The sequence below is a fragment of the Gilliamella sp. CG16 genome, from assembly GCF_046635785.1.
GTDB lineage: Bacteria > Pseudomonadota > Gammaproteobacteria > Enterobacterales > Orbaceae > Gilliamella > Gilliamella apicola_I.
In genome coordinates this window covers 1-15210 of the sequence record NZ_JBIDFL010000001.1, presented here as the reverse complement: position 1 = coordinate 15210, position 15210 = coordinate 1, and the positions used below count along the sequence as shown (strand labels likewise).

The window sequence follows — 15210 nt, the reverse complement described above, 5'->3', positions numbered from 1 at the left end:
TTATCCTTCTGTGATTGAATGATACTTCTTAATAACAATTAATTAACGGCCTCGGCTGTTTTTTGTTCATTGGTGTCATTTTTAAATATGACCATAAATATGACAGCCAGCACCAGCGCATAGCCAGCAAAAATGAGCCATACGGTATGCCAATCTGTGATCTGTTTTTCATCAATGATTTGCGTATAGTGTTCGGCGACAATTCCGCTAATCACCGAACCTAAATAAGCACCAATACCATTAGTCATTATCATAAATAGACCTTGAGCACTGTTACGTATACTTGGCGATACCGATTTTTCGACATACATGGAGCCAGAAATATTATAGAAATCAAATGCACAACCATAAACTATCATCGAAAGTAACAGTAATACAAAGCCAATTGGTGATGGGTCGCCATAGGCAAAAAGACCAAAACGCGCAACCCAAGCTAGAATACTAATCAACATTACATATTTGATGCCTAATCTTTTCATAAAGAAAGGTACAAATAAGATAAATATGACTTCCGATATTTGTGAAATCGACAATAAGACTGACGGGTATTTCACAACTAAACTCGTTTCATAGATCGGAATGTTTCTAAAGTCTCGTAGGAATTGGTCACCAAAAGTATTGGTAATTTGTAAAATTCCACCTAATAAGACCGCAAACAGGAAGAATATTGCCATTCTTGGTTGCTTAAATAAGACAAGTGCATCTAATCCTAACGAACTGATAAGTGATTTTTCTTTGATTGCATTTTTTGATGTCGGAATCAAAGGGAGTGTTAACGACACCAGACATAATACGACTGAACCGGCTGCCGCTGTGTATAGTTGCATGTTACTAAGATCAAATTTTAAAAAGCTAACTAACCACATGGCAACAATAAAGCCAATTGTGCCAAATATTCGAATGCCGGGAAATTCAGCGATGACATCAAGCCCTTTAGATTCGATACATGAATAAGCTATTGAGTTTGATATCGCAATGGTAGGCATGAAAGCTAAACAATGAATAAGCATGACAATCATCATCATAGAGGGTGAAGTAATTAATGCAGCAATGCATAATGTAATTGCACCAATTAAATGACAAAGCATGTATAAGCGATTAGCAGGGATCCATCTATCTGCAACTACACCTAATAAACCTGGCATAAATAGCGATGCTAACCCCATTGAACCATACACTAATCCAATATCTGTTCTTGAAAAGGATAAAACATCATTCATGTAAGAACCGAAGGTGATTAACCAACATCCCCAAATAAAAAATTGCATAAAAAATATAACTTTTAGTTGTAACTTAGTATTCATTTCAATTCCTTATTCAATGCGATCTTTTTCATAACTTCTTACCTAAAATATAATCAATAAATTGATTGCAACTTCAACCTGTTGTACAGCGATATTGCGTGAAACCGAAAAAATTTTTTTTGACTGAACACTTTTGATGATGTAGTTCAGCCATTAACAATTTTGAGTGATTAAAAAAAATGGCAGTCATTCTGCCATTTTAGTTTTGGTTTAATAAAACCGATTCTAACGCAACGGTGATCATTTCTTTAAAACCAAGTTGACGCTGTTCAGCTGTCATGGCTTCGCCTTTACGTATATGATCAGATACCGTACAAATAGCTAATGCTTTGGCACCATATTCCGCGGCAACCCCATAAATTCCTGCTGCTTCCATTTCAACCCCTAAAATGTTGTATTTTTCCATTACATCAAACAGTTCGGGTTCAACACTATAAAAAAGATCAGCTGAAAAGAGGTTACCCACTTTTACATTAACACCTAAATTTTTAGCTGCATTTACCGCATGGCAAGTTAGATCAAAATCGGCAATAGCTGCAAAATCATGATCCTTAAAACGAATACGATTAACTTTAGAATCCGTGCAAGCACCCATACCAATAATCACATCGCCAATGTTTACATTTGGGCTAATCGCACCACATGAACCGACACGAATGATATTTTTTACACCATAAAATTTTATTAATTCTGTTGTATAGATAGAACAAGATGGAATGCCCATTCCATGCCCCATAACAGAAACTTTTTGACCTTTATAATAGCCAGTAAAACCTAACATCGCTCTTACATTGGTCACTTCTTGTGCATTTTCTAAAAAGGTTTCTGCAATAAATTTTGCTCGTAATGGATCGCCTGGCATTAAGACAGTTTCTGCAAAAGCATTTTCAATTGCGTTAATGTGTGGGGTAGACATTAATTTCTCCTGAAAGTTTTTGAAAAATAAATTTCTGTTACCTATTTTTTGATAAAAGATTGCCCATATTCCATTGGTGATAAATCAAAATAATCGGCAACACTTTGACCGATATCAGCAAAGGTTTTACGATGCCCTAAGGAACCAACAGGAACACTATCACCGTAAACGATGACTGGAATATGTTCACGAGTATGATCTGTGCCAGCCCAAGTTGGATCGCATCCATGATCAGCACTGATAATCAGTAGATCACCCGGTTCGATAAGATCTAACATTTCGGGTAAGCGAGAATCAAAATATTCTAGCGCAGCAGCGTAACCGGCAACATCACGTCGATGACCATAAGACGAGTCAAAATCAACAAAGTTAGTAAATACAATCGTATTATCTTTGGCTTGTTTTATCTCTTCAATTGATGCATTGAAAAGGGCTTCAATACCGGTTGCTTTAACTTTTTTTGTAATACCAACATGTGCATAAATATCGGCTATTTTACCGATTGATACGACAGTGCCTTGTTTTTCATCAACCAGTTTTTTTATCATGGTTGGGGCAGGTGGTTCAACGGCTAAATCGTGGCGGTTACCAGTACGGACAAATTCACCCGCTTTTTTACCGATAAATGGTCTGGCAATCACACGCCCAATGTTATAATTGCCTTTATTCAGTTCATCACGCGCGATTTCGCAGATTTCATATAATCTATCTAAGCCGAATGTTTCTTCATGACACGCTATCTGAAAAACTGAGTCGGCTGAAGTATAAAATATCGGTTTGCCACTTGTCATATGTTCTTCACCTAGCTCATCTAGAATAATAGTTCCTGATGAATGGCAGTTACCTAAATAACCAGATAGGTTGGCGCGCTTTACAATTTTATCTAATAATTCTTGAGGAAAACTATTGGTGGTGTTGGAAAAGTAGCCCCAATCAAAAAGTACAGGAACGCCAGCTATTTCCCAATGTCCTGATGGTGTATCTTTACCCGAAGAAATTTCACTAGCATAGCCATAAGAACCGATTATTTCACCTTCTGTGTGCATTCCTTGGGGATAATAACCGGTCGATTCGTAGGCTGCTTCGATTAAGCCTAGCTTAGCTAAATTAGGTAATTTTAATGGACCTTGGCGTCCTTTATCGGCTTGACCTAATGCACAGGCTTCGGCAATATGACCTAATGTATTCGATCCTTCATCTCCATATTTTTTTGCATCTTCGGCTCCACCAATTCCAAAGGAATCGAGGATCATAATAAAAACTCTTTTCATAATTTCCTCTAAATCTCAAATATCACTAAGCTTGGCAACCATGTTATGAAATAACGATTGCTAATATTGTGATCTAGCACACATTTGCTTACTTTATTAAAGTCAATTGTGTAACAAAAAATTTTTTTTAACGATTAAAACTATTTTTTGAGCCCTTTATAATAAAAGGTTTTCAGGTTAGTTATAATACATGATAAAAAAAAACAGAAAAGATTTAAGCATCGTTTTAGCTGATTATTTGATTAATATTAACGGATTTTGTAAAAAATATTATGACATATTCGCTAATAGAGCGATTAAATAATGTTTTGTTAAGCAATTTGCAGAAAATTATTATTGAAGAAATTAAATGATAAATTTAATTATGATGAATCAAATCTCAAAGGTGTTGTGTTAAAATGAACTATTTAATATCTCAATTATTTAACAAGATGTTAACTAATTCACATTATATTAGCATAGCCCATTTAAGGAATGACGTTATATAAAATCCTGAAAGCTAACTTTAGACATTAACACAAAATAAATACCAATTTAATTAATACACGTTAGTTTGCCCATTTAGGATGAAGTTAATTATAAAAAAAAGGTAGTGAATAATGAATCAAAAAATCCCGAATACTTTTGGTCTTGAAGTTTTTGCTAAACATGTCATCACGGTATCGAGCGTTTTGGAACTACAAAATGTTTGGAATGATAATGTTAATCAACCGATTATGATTATAGGCGAGGGGAGTAATACCCTTTTTACTTGTGATTTTGAAGGCACAATTATCGTTAACCGCATTAAAGGTATTACCATAACTGAAACGGAAAACGAATGGTTGTTAAAAATAGGCGCAGGAGAAAACTGGCATGATATCGTTACAAAAACGATCACACAAAATATTGCCGGTCTAGAAAATTTAGCACTTATACCGGGCTGTATCGGCTCTGCACCAATTCAAAATATCGGTGCTTATGGTGTTGAATTTCAAAAAGTTGCTGACTATGTTGAATTGCTTGAACTTGCAACCGGTAATATTATCACCGTGACTGACGGGCAATACGGATACCGTGAAAGCATTTTTAAACAACACTATTCTCAAGGATATGCGGTAATTTATGTCGGTATAAAATTAGCTAAACAGTGGCAGCCAGTACTCACTTATGGTGAATTAAAAAACTTTGATGCTAAAACTGTCACGCCTAAAATGATTTTTGATAAAGTGTGTGAAATTCGTCGCAGTAAATTACCTGATCCTAACTTACTTGGTAATGGTGGCAGTTTTTTTAAAAATCCAGTGGTGGATAAAGTTATTGCTGACAAACTACTTGAAATCTACCCGGCAATGCCAATATATCCACAATCAAACAATCAAGTTAAATTAGCCGCTGGTTGGTTAATTGATCAGTGTGGCTTAAAAGGCTGTCAGATTGGTGATGCTGCTGTTCATCAACAACAAGCATTGGTTTTAGTTAATATCAATAAGGCAACGGCACAAGATGTAGTTGATTTAGCACGTCATGTTAGAAACGCCGTTTTAAATAAATTTTCAATACGTCTATCACCTGAAATCCGCTTTATCGGTGCAACAGGCGAAATTGATGTAGATAATTTTTTATAATCATTTTGAACTATGAAACACTCTTATTCATTTCCGATTTTATTAACAAGTTTACTCTTTGTTACGATCGCTTTATCAGTATTAAATACCCAAGTACCACTGTGGTTAGAAAAAGACCAATTTTCGTTAGGGCAAATTGGTCTGGTAGGGTCAAGTTATTTTGCTGGTAACTTGCTTGGTACAATCATGGCAAACTGGTTAATTAGTCATTTTAATGCTCGTTATACTTATACCTATAGTTGTTTACTTTTCGCTATTGCCACCATTGGATTAAGTTTTTCAATGGATTTTTATAGTTGGGCAATATGGCGTTTTATGATAGGTATGGCTTGTGCGGTGACATGGGTTGTGATTGAAAGTTGCATTTTAGTCACCGGAACAGTACGTACACGAGGAAAAATGTTAGCGGTTTATTTAACAACTTACTATATTGGTACAGTATTAGGGCAAGCGTTGTTAAGATATTTTCCGCAAGAAGTACTCTATTTTGGACTGGTTATTACACTATTAATGGCATTGGCTATTTTATTTATTTTGCTTACTCACTATAAATTACCAAAAAGAAAGAAAAGCGGTTTAAATATTGTTCCAATGATTTTACATAAGCCTTCTCGTATAGGGCTTATCGGTTGTATGATTGCGGGCATGTTAATTGGTTCTTTATATTCATTATTACCTGTCTACTATTCACATTTAGGGTATAGCGATAGCCAAGTCGCTAATTGGATGATTTTACTTATTTTGTCTGGTGTTATTGCGCAACTTCCTGCTAATTGGTGTGCAGATAAATATGGCCGTCGAGTGGTGTTACTGATTGAATCTTTAATCATGTTAGTTGCTTGCTTATTATTGGTATTTAACTTATTTGATGTGTTTGCCATTATTTTATTAGGCACAACCATCTACACGATTTATCCAATATCCATGGCATGGGCTTGTTCTTGTGTACGAAAACAAGATATTGTATCAATGAATCAAGCAATGTTATTAACCAATACGTTAGGAAGTCTTATTGCGCCGGCGATCATTGCTTATGTCATGGATATAACCAATAACTCTTATTTATTCATCAGTTTTGCTATAATTTCACTTTATTTTATTATTTTATTAGTCTACAAGCGAGGAGCGAATGCGCAGTTATCAAAATCCCCTTAAATTAATTGAAATTCTAGCCGACGGAAATTTTCATTCCGGCGAAGAGCTAGCGTCTGATTTTGGTATTACGCGTGCCGGAATAAACAAATATATTAAAGTGCTCCGTGAATGGGGAATTGAATTATCCTCGATACAAGGTAAAGGCTATAGTTTAAAAATACCGATGGACTTATTTAATAAATCCAAGATAGATCAGTATTACCAAGCTGATAGTCGTGTTGAAATTTTACCAATTATCGACTCAACTAACCAATACATGCTAGATAAAATACCCGATTTAAAATCGGGAGATTGCTGTATAGCCGAATTTCAGTCAAAAGCACGAGGAAGACGAGGGCGTCAATGGTTTTCACCTTTTGGTACTAATCTCTATTTTTCAATGTATTGGCGATTAGAGCAAGGCATTGCAGCAGCAATGGGACTAAGTCTAGTTGTGGGTATTGTTGTTACGCAGGCTTTACGTGAATTATCGGGTCAAGATATTAAAGTAAAATGGCCTAATGATCTCTATCTAAATGACCAAAAATTAGCAGGTATCTTGGTCGAATTAGCCGGTAAAACTGGGGATTGTGCTCATGTTGTGATTGGTATCGGGGTTAATTTAAACATGACCAATCCCGACCCAAATATTGTCAATCAAAAATGGGCTAATTTAGGGAACATCAATCGTAATTTATTGGTTGCCAAAATTGCAAAAACATTACGGGAAAATTTAGAAAAATTTGAAAAAAATGGATTAGCATTTTTTATTGATGATTGGAATCATCTCGATAATTTTATCCATCGTCCTGTTAAATTACTCATTGGTGATGATGTGATTCGAGGTGTAGCAAAAGGTATAAATGATCAAGGTGCTTTACTGCTTGAACAAAATGGCAAAATCCAAGCATATATAGGTGGTGAAATCTCATTACGAAGTGATGAGTAACAAATTGTTCCCTGTATACACAGGGACAATAAATTCTTATAAAATTCAATAAATATCATGTTTATTAACTTTCCACTTTTTGGTAAAAATTCTGCAAAGTGAGTTAATGGCTGTACCCTGTTAGTTAACAAGTAGAATGTGACAAAGTCCAAAAAGCAAAACATTTCACTGCAATTCATTAAAATCCATTCCCAAAAGCGAGAAATGACCTTGTAACTAGAAATGGGTCGGTGCACGAATAAGTTACAAGAAGAATAGGCGCATTCAACTCCTTGTTAAATTTAATTAACTAACCGATTAATATAAATTAATGTGTTTAAAATATCTAAAACCCAACTGAATAAAAAAACAACAAAAAAGTTGGTAGAATTTTAAACTTTGCTATTTTAATTAATAAACAATAGGTTATAATTAGGGTGTTCCCTGTATACACAGGGATAAACCGGGAATAATTTATGTCAGCAAATTTTAAATTAGGTGTTCCCTGTATACACAGGGATAAACCGGACGAGTTGAATAAAAAACGGGAATCATTAATGTGTTCCCTGTATACACAGGGATAAACCGGTTTTATAACTGAGTGTTCCATTGATAAAAGAGTGTTCCCTGTATACACAGGGATAAACCGCCGTCGAGCGCTGGAGTAAACAACGCGTCGGGGTGTTCCCTGTATACACAGGGATAAACCAGAGGCACTCATTTCAATGATGGAGGGGTTAAAGTGTTCCCTGTATACACAGGGATAAACCGCGGCGCTAATTAGGGGTTTGAGGCTGTTAAAAGTGTTCCCTGTATACACAGGGATAAACCTAAATTTATTCAACCCAAATCGCCGCGCAACACGTGTTCCCTGTATACACAGGGATAAACCGTGGCTAAAAGAAAATCTAAGCGAGGCTCAGGCGGTGTTCCCTATATACACGTAGGGATAAACCGAATAGAATTAAACGCCGAAATTCTTAGATGTGCGTGTTCCCTATGCACATAGGGATAAATCGTTCTCTTCAAATAGGGCTATCTTTAAAATTATTGTGTTCCTTAAATACATAGGGATAGCCATTATTTTCAAAGATCTAAAAATTAACGCTTTGTTCAAACTCCTAATTATTTCTTCTGTTATAAAACTTCTAACTATTGTTATAACGTCAATCTGCGAATTAATGGTTATAACATTCGGCATAAAGCCGAATAAAACAAGAAGCTAAAGGTAAGATCAATATAAAGTCGTTCGTTAAAATCATCTACCGAAAAAGTAACATGTTATCTTATTCTCAAGAATTGCTCGGTGCGCAGTAAAAATTGAAAAAGAGTTTCCGCTAAAAAAACTCCATGATCGCAAGTAACTATATGATAATTATAAAATTACATTCCTAATGTGTATTAAACTAAATCGCCTAAAAAAACAACAAAAAATCGGTGGAATTTTACACCTCCCTATTTTAATTAATAAACAATAGGTTATAATTAGAGTGTTCCCTATATACATAGGGATAAACCGGTTTTAATGAAATGACCAATAGCTTACGTGAAGTGTTCCCTATATACATAGGGATAAACCGTACTGTTTATTTATACATAACAATGACCATATCGTGTTCCCTATATACATAGGGATAAACCGAAAAGCGGCCAGATCGCTATATTGGGCTGGGTGTGTTCCCTATATACATAGGGATAAACCGTTGTTAAAAGAATGCCTAACTGGAACATACGAGTGTTCCCTATATACATAGGGATAAACCGTCAGTGGGCACGGATATCAATTTATTACTAAAGTGTTCCCTATATACATAGGGATAAACCGCGTTTTTTAAGGGGCAGTACAAGAGTACATCAGTGTTCCCTATATACATAGGGATAAACCGGATTATCATCAATCGAATTATTTTCGGTTATTGTGTTCCCTATATACATAGGGATAAACCGTATCAACCAGATCATAACCAAATTCATAATTTGTGTTCCCTATATACATAGGGATAAACCTCCTGTGTTAAATAAAAAAAACGTCAAAATCATGTGTTCCCTATATACATAGGGATAAACCGACGATAGATTACCAGACAATCTGAGTTTTAAAGTGTTCCCTATATACATAGGGATAAACCGCGATTACAGGTAATTAAAAATGTTATTCGAGTGTGTTCCCTATACACATAGGGATAAACCGGTAGCAATCCTCTTTCAAATTCAATATGAGCAGTGACTGGAAGGGCTACTAAATAAACGTTGATTTAAAAGCATGAATTTCATACCATTATCCAAAAATCAAGGAGATAGTATGAAAAAAATTGTATTGTTTGGGATAATTGGTTTTATGTTGGTAGGGTGTTCATCGTCACCGGTGTCTAATGATGAAGCGGTAAACGTTCCTCAAAAGCGAATATACAACCAAAACATTTTTGAAAAAAAAGAAGATTCAGGAACAGTTATTATAAAAAGAGATAAAGGCTTTGTAAGTAGCGCATGTTCCGATTCTCTTTATGTTGATGGTGTTAAAATTGCTGATTTAAACCCATCTGAAAAAATCACAATTTATCCTCGGATTGGGAAGAGAGTTTTTAGCATGATAGCTAATAACATTTGTGGTGGTGGTCTGGTTGAGGTTGAAGGGGATGTTGAGAAAAACCAAGTTTTAACATATAGGATTGCTCATTCTTTAAATGGTGGATATGGTATTTATAGAACAGCGTTTTAAATGGACTAATCAACCATAGGAAAATGGTATAAAAAGTTATTCAAAAGGAGAAAGTAAATAAAACCCTTTAAGAGGGTTTTATTTAAAAATCTAGTAGCTCAGGCTTAATTTGTAGGGCCTCAGCAATTTTAATTCGCGTTGATTTCCTTAACTTTTGGATTTTTTAATATTGAGAATACGCCGATTGGCTGATGCCAATCCTATTCGCAACATCAACTTGGGATAAATTCAAATATTTACGCCATGCTTGAGCTGGTGAATAGTTATTATCAAAAACCATGTTTACCACCTCACTTGGTACGCCTGCTTCAGTGTCAATCTGCTTGGATTTTGATAACTCTAAATATTGAGTATACGGCATAACCACAAATTGAGGTTGCCCGAGTTCATTATTAATAAATTGTATATTAGTACGTGCGTTCATCGAGCTTTTTCTCCTCTTCAACAGAAACAATAAGGATAACACCATCAAAATTAAAAAACTCGATAATTTCCTACTCGCAATCTGTATTGATATTTATGATTAGTCAGCGCCTTTACATTAGCACAATTAGGCATATCAGCTAATGCTTCAGCTCTTGTCCCTGTAAAAAGCGAGTTACCTGTTGCTTTAGGAATACTTAGTCTATCTAACAAATGTCTATCAGAAAGTTCAAGATGTTCATATCCATTAATAATCTGATTATTTCCAGTATTATTTAAATCTAATTTTTTTAATTCAACCTCTACCGCTTCAATTTTATGATGTACTTTCGCTCTGACTTCAGTGCCAGTTATTTTGATGCGGGCGTATTTTAATAAGCGTAATGAACGGGTTAAGGGTTCGGCTAAGCCGCCAGCTATTATTCCTTCTAAGCTGTTTTTTAATCGTCCTTCTGCAAAACTATCGTCTGGCTTGGCTTGTAAGTATTCGCTTATTGGGTTAGCCAGTTCGGGAAATTCTTGTACTAAGTTTGACAGGCGTTCTTCATGAGGGCTAAATACCGTAAAATCTGTGACACTGCCTGCTATCATCCCTTTTACCCACGAGCCTACATTTTTCAAGGGTTTTATAAATTTGGTTGCCCTTACCGCCGGTATAAACCCGACAATAAATTGACTGACACCATGTGTTATCCCGCCTGAGATAGTCTGTGGTGGTGATACCTCAGGCATTTGTATAGGATTAGGTGCCTGACCAATCGGTTTATCACTGATAATTTCTGCATGCACTCGAGCAAAAAATAGCGGAGATACCGGATTAATTAAGGTGCTATCCCATAATAAATCGAGTGTACTTTGCCCTGCATCTCGTAACCCACCCAATATCTGTAAGGGGACATCTTGATACCAGGCTCGGTGCTGTGTTTGTCGGTCAAAGATGACATCCACTAATTTTATATAGGGCTAACGTTCATCATTAACTTTGAGCTGAATAAAATAATGATTAAGCTTGTGATAGAGATCAAAAAATAGATGAAAGTCCCCAATCTATTGATCGGGGAAAAAATTAAATTAATTTCTCATTGTTAAGCAATACAATGATATTTTCTTTTCCTAGCTCTGAGCGTAAAAGATCTGCTATTTCTGATGTATTCATTTCCGGAAAGGATTTATCATTTACCGATACCATAAAATATGATCTAGCACCTTCTAAACCAAATTCTTCAGCAATTAATAACTTACTTTCTAGAGAATATCTTTTCTGATTATCACTAATAAACTCTAATTGTTTTCGTTCTAAAATTGGTGAAGCCAAATAAATAATATATGATTTATCAAAAATATCTTTATAATCTGATTTAACCTTACTAATTTTTTTATTTAATAACTCTGCATCTAATGTTGTATAGCATGTTATATCTATTGCCATAATATTTATCTCACTTAATTCTAGTTATATTTCCTGATTTATCTATAACAATTATTTTATCCAATCCTTTAATCTCCCATTTAGAAAACTGTTCTTCAAGAGCATCTATCGTCACTTTAGAATCAGATATATTAATAACTACATTGTTTGTTTGCCCCTTAAGCACTTTATCTTCAACGCCAGCCCAAATATTCCTAACATTATTTGAACTTGGAGCATAGTTATCAAATATTTCACCATTAATTTTGTAATCTGGGTTTTTTATTCCTGATGTAATGGGATTCTGTTCCACATGATAACCATTCTTTGAAAGAATTTGAGCACTTTCATTTTCTCTTATAATTGAGCGTATATTTTCAGAAGTACTTGAAAGTGGTATTTCAGTTGGTTTGCCGGTTAAAGATCCTCTCTCTCCCTTTTCAACAAAATTATTCCAATTAATCTCATCTAATTCAATCTCTAACGCTTCAATTTTATAATGTACTTTCGTTCTGACTTCAGTGCCGGTTATTTTGATGCGGGCGTATTTTAATAAGCGTAGTGAACGGGTTAAGGATTCGGCTAAACCAACTAATAATAATGCTTCTAAATTAAAGCACTAAAAATTTGGTTGAATTTAGTATGGTCAATGATCACTTTCAAAGTAGATTAATAGTGAGCATTACAACTACTCCTTTAGATAATCACATACAATTTTGTGTGGTTTTTTATATTCTGCCGATTTATAAAGCACTAGTGACATTAACATTCATGATAATTTGTAATATTAGATTTTCTAACTAGATAGATTTAATTTTGATATACAAGTTTTTGGGGGCTTCAGGAAAATACTTAAACAAAGCAGGACAAAGCCAGCCTTCCATATCAAATTCTTTCGAGTAATACCAGTTACCAGCATTATCAGATCTTCGCCATTCTAAACAAAGATCGGTATCAGGGAAGTAATCTTTAGAAAAGATTAAAATAAATCCTTTTTCAGCATTTGGGATTGATTCAGTGGCTTTATCAATTAAAGTATCTGCGCCAGAAACAAAAGGCTCTTGTAACAAGCCTACCTTTTCATCATCAAAGACCCACATATCAAGATATTTATATGGTTTTATAATATTAATTGAGTTCATGTATTTTCCCTTAATGGAAACATTCGTAAAATATTCATTAGCGCGAAGAGAATTTTGGAGTTAGGAGTCCAAATTGGTAGCTTTTCGTGACCAATAATTAAAAAATTGGAGTCGTATTTCAAGTCATCATCAGAAATACCTTCTTTCCTAATATCAATTAACTTCTCTATACTATCTAATTTTAATTGATAGATACTATTATTATGATAACTAATATATGTTTTCAATAAATTTAATGAAAACTTATAATCTTCATTTATCATTTTATTATTAAACCTACGAATATTAATAAATTATCTACGCAATTTATTAATATTCGTTACAGCTAATTCCATTCTTCTTCGAGCTGAAATATTAGCCGAATGAATTTTTATTTTTGGAGGTTCAAAATTTTTCATAACTATAGCATTCTCTATCCACAAAAGAACATCATAACCAGTACCTCTTTTATCATCCCCTAAATCATGATCTAAACTAATTTCTTCTACAAAACCAGTTTTTAATAAATTTATCATTTCATCAGGCCAATATACTTGAATCCATCCATTTGGAGGCTTTCGAATATCATCTAAAAATATTTTCATAATTATTCAATAATTAGATAAAGAATCATAATATGCTATTAACTCTTCAAGCAATAAATCAAGTTCCGCACCATCTTTTCTGAAAAAACCATCTTTTAACTTGCCTCCTGATAAAACAACAGAATAGAAATTATCTTTACTCCGTTGACCATCCAACTTAATAATAACGGATGCTCCATCTTTTGCTATCGCTTCAATATTTTTCCAATAACACTCTAATTTAAAATTATTTTTCATATTTTAAAGCCCTCGATATATCTTCAATTTCTCTTAATTTTCCGGTTGCTACATCATCTATTACTTTTCGAATTTGTACAGGTGACAAATTCATATTATTCTTATTTACTAATTGTTCAACAACTGTTTGTGCAGTGCGTTTGTTACCATCATTAAATAAATGTCGCCCTGCAATATCCCTTATAGCTACAGCAATTTTGTCATAAAAATTTTCTCTATATGACATATTAGCAAGTATTGTCTCTATTTCACCTGTTAATGTATGACTTCCTCCATATGATTTATTTATGTTTGATATTTCTTCAATACTTAATTCCTTAAATGATGAAACGACAAAATCAGTTGCTTTTTCAGTATTATACCAATTCCCTTCTACTTCAACTGTTTCAATTTTATGATGTACCTTGGTTCTGACTTCAGTGCCAGTTATTTTGATGCGGGCGTATTTTAATAAGCGTAGTGAACGGGTTAAGGGTTCGGCTAAGCCGCCGGCTATTATTCCTTCTAAGCTGTTTTTTAATCGTCCTTCTGCAAAACTATCGTCTGGCTTGGCTTGTAAGTATTCGCTTATTGGGTTAGCCAGTTCGGGAAATTCTTGTACTAAGTTTGACAGGCGTTCTTCATGAGGGCTAAATACCGTAAAATCTGTGACACTACCTGCTATCATCCCTTTTACCCACGAGCCTACATTTTTCAAGGGTTTTATAAATTTGGTTGCCCTTACCGCCGGTATAAACCCGACAATAAATTGACTGACACCATGTGTTATCCCGCCTGAGATAGTCTGTGGTGGTGATACCTCAGGCATTTGTATAGGATTGGGCGCCTGACCAATCGGTTTATCACTGATAATTTCTGCATGGATTCGAGCAAAAAATAGCGGCGATATCGGATTAATTAAGGTGCTATCCCATAATAAATCGAGTGTACTTTGCCCCGCATCTCGTAAACCACCCAATATCTGTAAGGGGACATCTTGGTACCAGGCTCGGTGCTGTGTTTGGCGGTCAAAGATGACATCCACTAATTTTATATCCGGCTCAAGATTGACGTAAGCATGTCCACGACTATCAAGTTGACCCTGATAAATCATTCGTTGATTACTGTTATTAAATAACGTAAAAGAGTGATTCGGTAAGTTTTCGACACTGAATTCTATCCAGTTATCATCATCAAAGAAAAACAACTCCCGTTCCCGTATTTCTGCCGGGGTTAATTTACGTGGCGCTTTGTTGCTCGGTAGTCTTAAAAAATTAGTTTGAGGCGGTAATAATCCACAATCAAGTGTGAGCGGTTTTTCAATTAACAACGCCCGACCGGTTGTCAGGGCTTCTGTTAAGGCTTGCGTGACTTTGGCGTTATCATGACCATAGTGATTATTGCCATAATATAACCCCAAGTTTTCCAGTGTAGGGTAAAGCTGTTGACATTGTTCAGGATGTTGAACGCAATGAGCAATCGCTTCATCTTGTGCTGCGCTGTAATCGTAACGAACGGTGTTATAACCGGATGCTTGTAACTGTGTTTTGGGAAACTC

13 protein-coding genes, 2 pseudogenes and 2 CRISPR repeat arrays are annotated in these 15210 nt (G+C 34.9%); of the genes and pseudogenes, 4 read left to right on the top strand and 11 right to left on the bottom strand.

The features are described 5' to 3' along the window. Window positions 1-38: 38 nt before the first annotated feature. The 3 genes from ACGH47_RS00075 to ACGH47_RS00065 all read right to left on the bottom strand — a co-directional run bounded on the left by ACGH47_RS00075 (window position 39) and on the right by ACGH47_RS00065 (window position 3491). Window positions 39-1304, bottom strand: a complete 1266-nt coding sequence (locus tag ACGH47_RS00075) for a nucleoside permease (RefSeq protein WP_267379415.1) — start codon at window positions 1302-1304, stop codon at window positions 39-41. Window positions 1305-1503: 199 nt separating this feature from the next. Then, on the bottom strand, window positions 1504-2220 hold the full coding sequence (gene deoD / locus ACGH47_RS00070) for a purine-nucleoside phosphorylase (RefSeq protein WP_294829058.1): 717 nt from the start codon (window positions 2218-2220) through the stop codon (window positions 1504-1506). A 41-nt stretch (window positions 2221-2261) separates the two neighbouring features. Continuing rightward, a complete protein-coding gene (locus ACGH47_RS00065) occupies window positions 2262-3491 on the bottom strand; it encodes a phosphopentomutase (protein WP_267379419.1) in 1230 nt (409 codons plus the stop codon). A 596-nt stretch (window positions 3492-4087) separates the two neighbouring features. Between ACGH47_RS00065 and murB the strand changes: the two genes are divergently transcribed. The 4 genes from murB (at window position 4088) to ACGH47_RS00045 (ending at window position 9879) form a co-directional block, all read left to right on the top strand. Next, a complete protein-coding gene (murB, locus tag ACGH47_RS00060; protein ID WP_411622615.1) occupies window positions 4088-5098 on the top strand; it encodes a UDP-N-acetylmuramate dehydrogenase in 1011 nt (336 codons plus the stop codon). Between the two features lie 12 nt (window positions 5099-5110). Further along, entirely contained in the window at window positions 5111-6253 is a 1143-nt protein-coding gene (locus ACGH47_RS00055; RefSeq protein ID WP_411622293.1) for an MFS transporter, read from the top strand. Beyond that, on the top strand, window positions 6228-7181 hold the full coding sequence (gene birA, locus ACGH47_RS00050; RefSeq protein WP_267351116.1) for a bifunctional biotin--[acetyl-CoA-carboxylase] ligase/biotin operon repressor BirA: 954 nt from the start codon (window positions 6228-6230) through the stop codon (window positions 7179-7181). Before ACGH47_RS00055 ends, birA begins: the two co-directional genes overlap by 26 nt. A gap of 416 nt (window positions 7182-7597) precedes the next feature. Further along, a CRISPR array of direct repeats spans window positions 7598-8053; the repeat unit is 29 nt. Window positions 8054-8649: 596 nt separating this feature from the next. After that, window positions 8650-9351: a CRISPR direct-repeat array (repeat unit 29 nt; unit sequence GTGTTCCCTATATACATAGGGATAAACCG). 111 nt (window positions 9352-9462) lie between these two features. Further along, window positions 9463-9879 carry a hypothetical protein gene (locus ACGH47_RS00045; RefSeq protein ID WP_065557897.1) on the top strand — a complete coding sequence of 139 codons (417 nt, stop codon included), beginning with the start codon at window positions 9463-9465 and terminating at the stop codon, window positions 9877-9879. Window positions 9880-10042: 163 nt separating this feature from the next. Here ACGH47_RS00045 and ACGH47_RS00040 read toward each other — a convergent pair whose 3' ends face one another. The 8 genes and pseudogenes from ACGH47_RS00040 to ACGH47_RS00005 all read right to left on the bottom strand — a co-directional run. Continuing rightward, the gene (locus tag ACGH47_RS00040; protein ID WP_267379425.1) at window positions 10043-10303 is read right to left on the bottom strand and encodes a helix-turn-helix domain-containing protein; all 261 of its coding nucleotides are present in this window, start codon (window positions 10301-10303) and stop codon (window positions 10043-10045) included. Continuing rightward, window positions 10287-10497 (bottom strand): annotated as a pseudogene (locus tag ACGH47_RS00035) (type II toxin-antitoxin system RelE family toxin). The gene ACGH47_RS00040 and the pseudogene ACGH47_RS00035 overlap by 17 nt, the downstream one beginning before the upstream one ends. 871 nt (window positions 10498-11368) lie before the next feature. After that, window positions 11369-11731 carry a hypothetical protein gene (locus ACGH47_RS00030; protein ID WP_267360336.1) on the bottom strand — a complete coding sequence of 121 codons (363 nt, stop codon included), beginning with the start codon at window positions 11729-11731 and terminating at the stop codon, window positions 11369-11371. 10 nt (window positions 11732-11741) lie between these two features. Continuing rightward, window positions 11742-12023: a hypothetical protein gene (locus tag ACGH47_RS00025; protein ID WP_411622292.1), complete on the bottom strand. Its 282-nt coding sequence runs from the start codon at window positions 12021-12023 to the stop codon at window positions 11742-11744. Window positions 12024-12510: 487 nt separating this feature from the next. Next, window positions 12511-12852 (bottom strand): DUF6717 family protein, encoded by a 342-nt coding sequence (locus ACGH47_RS00020; protein ID WP_267380196.1) that lies wholly within the window; start codon window positions 12850-12852, stop codon window positions 12511-12513. 293 nt (window positions 12853-13145) lie between these two features. Next, window positions 13146-13436, bottom strand: a complete 291-nt coding sequence (locus ACGH47_RS00015; protein WP_267352119.1) for a cyclic-phosphate processing receiver domain-containing protein — start codon at window positions 13434-13436, stop codon at window positions 13146-13148. Window positions 13437-13442: 6 nt separating this feature from the next. Beyond that, window positions 13443-13673: a hypothetical protein gene (locus tag ACGH47_RS00010; protein ID WP_220680151.1), complete on the bottom strand. Its 231-nt coding sequence runs from the start codon at window positions 13671-13673 to the stop codon at window positions 13443-13445. Then, window positions 13663-15210: pseudogene (locus tag ACGH47_RS00005) on the bottom strand (hypothetical protein); the annotation flags it as partial. The pseudogene ACGH47_RS00005 and the gene ACGH47_RS00010, both read right to left, overlap by 11 nt.

Excerpts from the sequence above, each read along its gene's own strand:
- deoD (WP_294829058.1), bottom strand. The coding sequence starts at position 2,220 with ATGTCTACCCCACACATTAACGCAATTGAAAATGCTTTTGCAGAAACT.
- ACGH47_RS00055 (WP_411622293.1), top strand. The coding sequence starts at position 5,111 with ATGAAACACTCTTATTCATTTCCGATTTTATTAACAAGTTTACTCTTT.
- ACGH47_RS00015 (WP_267352119.1), bottom strand. The coding sequence starts at position 13,436 with ATGAAAATATTTTTAGATGATATTCGAAAGCCTCCAAATGGATGGATT.
- ACGH47_RS00075 (WP_267379415.1), bottom strand. The coding sequence starts at position 1,304 with ATGAATACTAAGTTACAACTAAAAGTTATATTTTTTATGCAATTTTTT.
- ACGH47_RS00010 (WP_220680151.1), bottom strand. The coding sequence starts at position 13,673 with ATGAAAAATAATTTTAAATTAGAGTGTTATTGGAAAAATATTGAAGCG.
- ACGH47_RS00020 (WP_267380196.1), bottom strand. The coding sequence starts at position 12,852 with ATGAACTCAATTAATATTATAAAACCATATAAATATCTTGATATGTGG.
- ACGH47_RS00045 (WP_065557897.1), top strand. The coding sequence starts at position 9,463 with ATGAAAAAAATTGTATTGTTTGGGATAATTGGTTTTATGTTGGTAGGG.
- birA (WP_267351116.1), top strand. The coding sequence starts at position 6,228 with ATGCGCAGTTATCAAAATCCCCTTAAATTAATTGAAATTCTAGCCGAC.
- ACGH47_RS00040 (WP_267379425.1), bottom strand. The coding sequence starts at position 10,303 with ATGAACGCACGTACTAATATACAATTTATTAATAATGAACTCGGGCAA.
- ACGH47_RS00030 (WP_267360336.1), bottom strand. The coding sequence starts at position 11,731 with ATGGCAATAGATATAACATGCTATACAACATTAGATGCAGAGTTATTA.
- ACGH47_RS00065 (WP_267379419.1), bottom strand. The coding sequence starts at position 3,491 with ATGAAAAGAGTTTTTATTATGATCCTCGATTCCTTTGGAATTGGTGGA.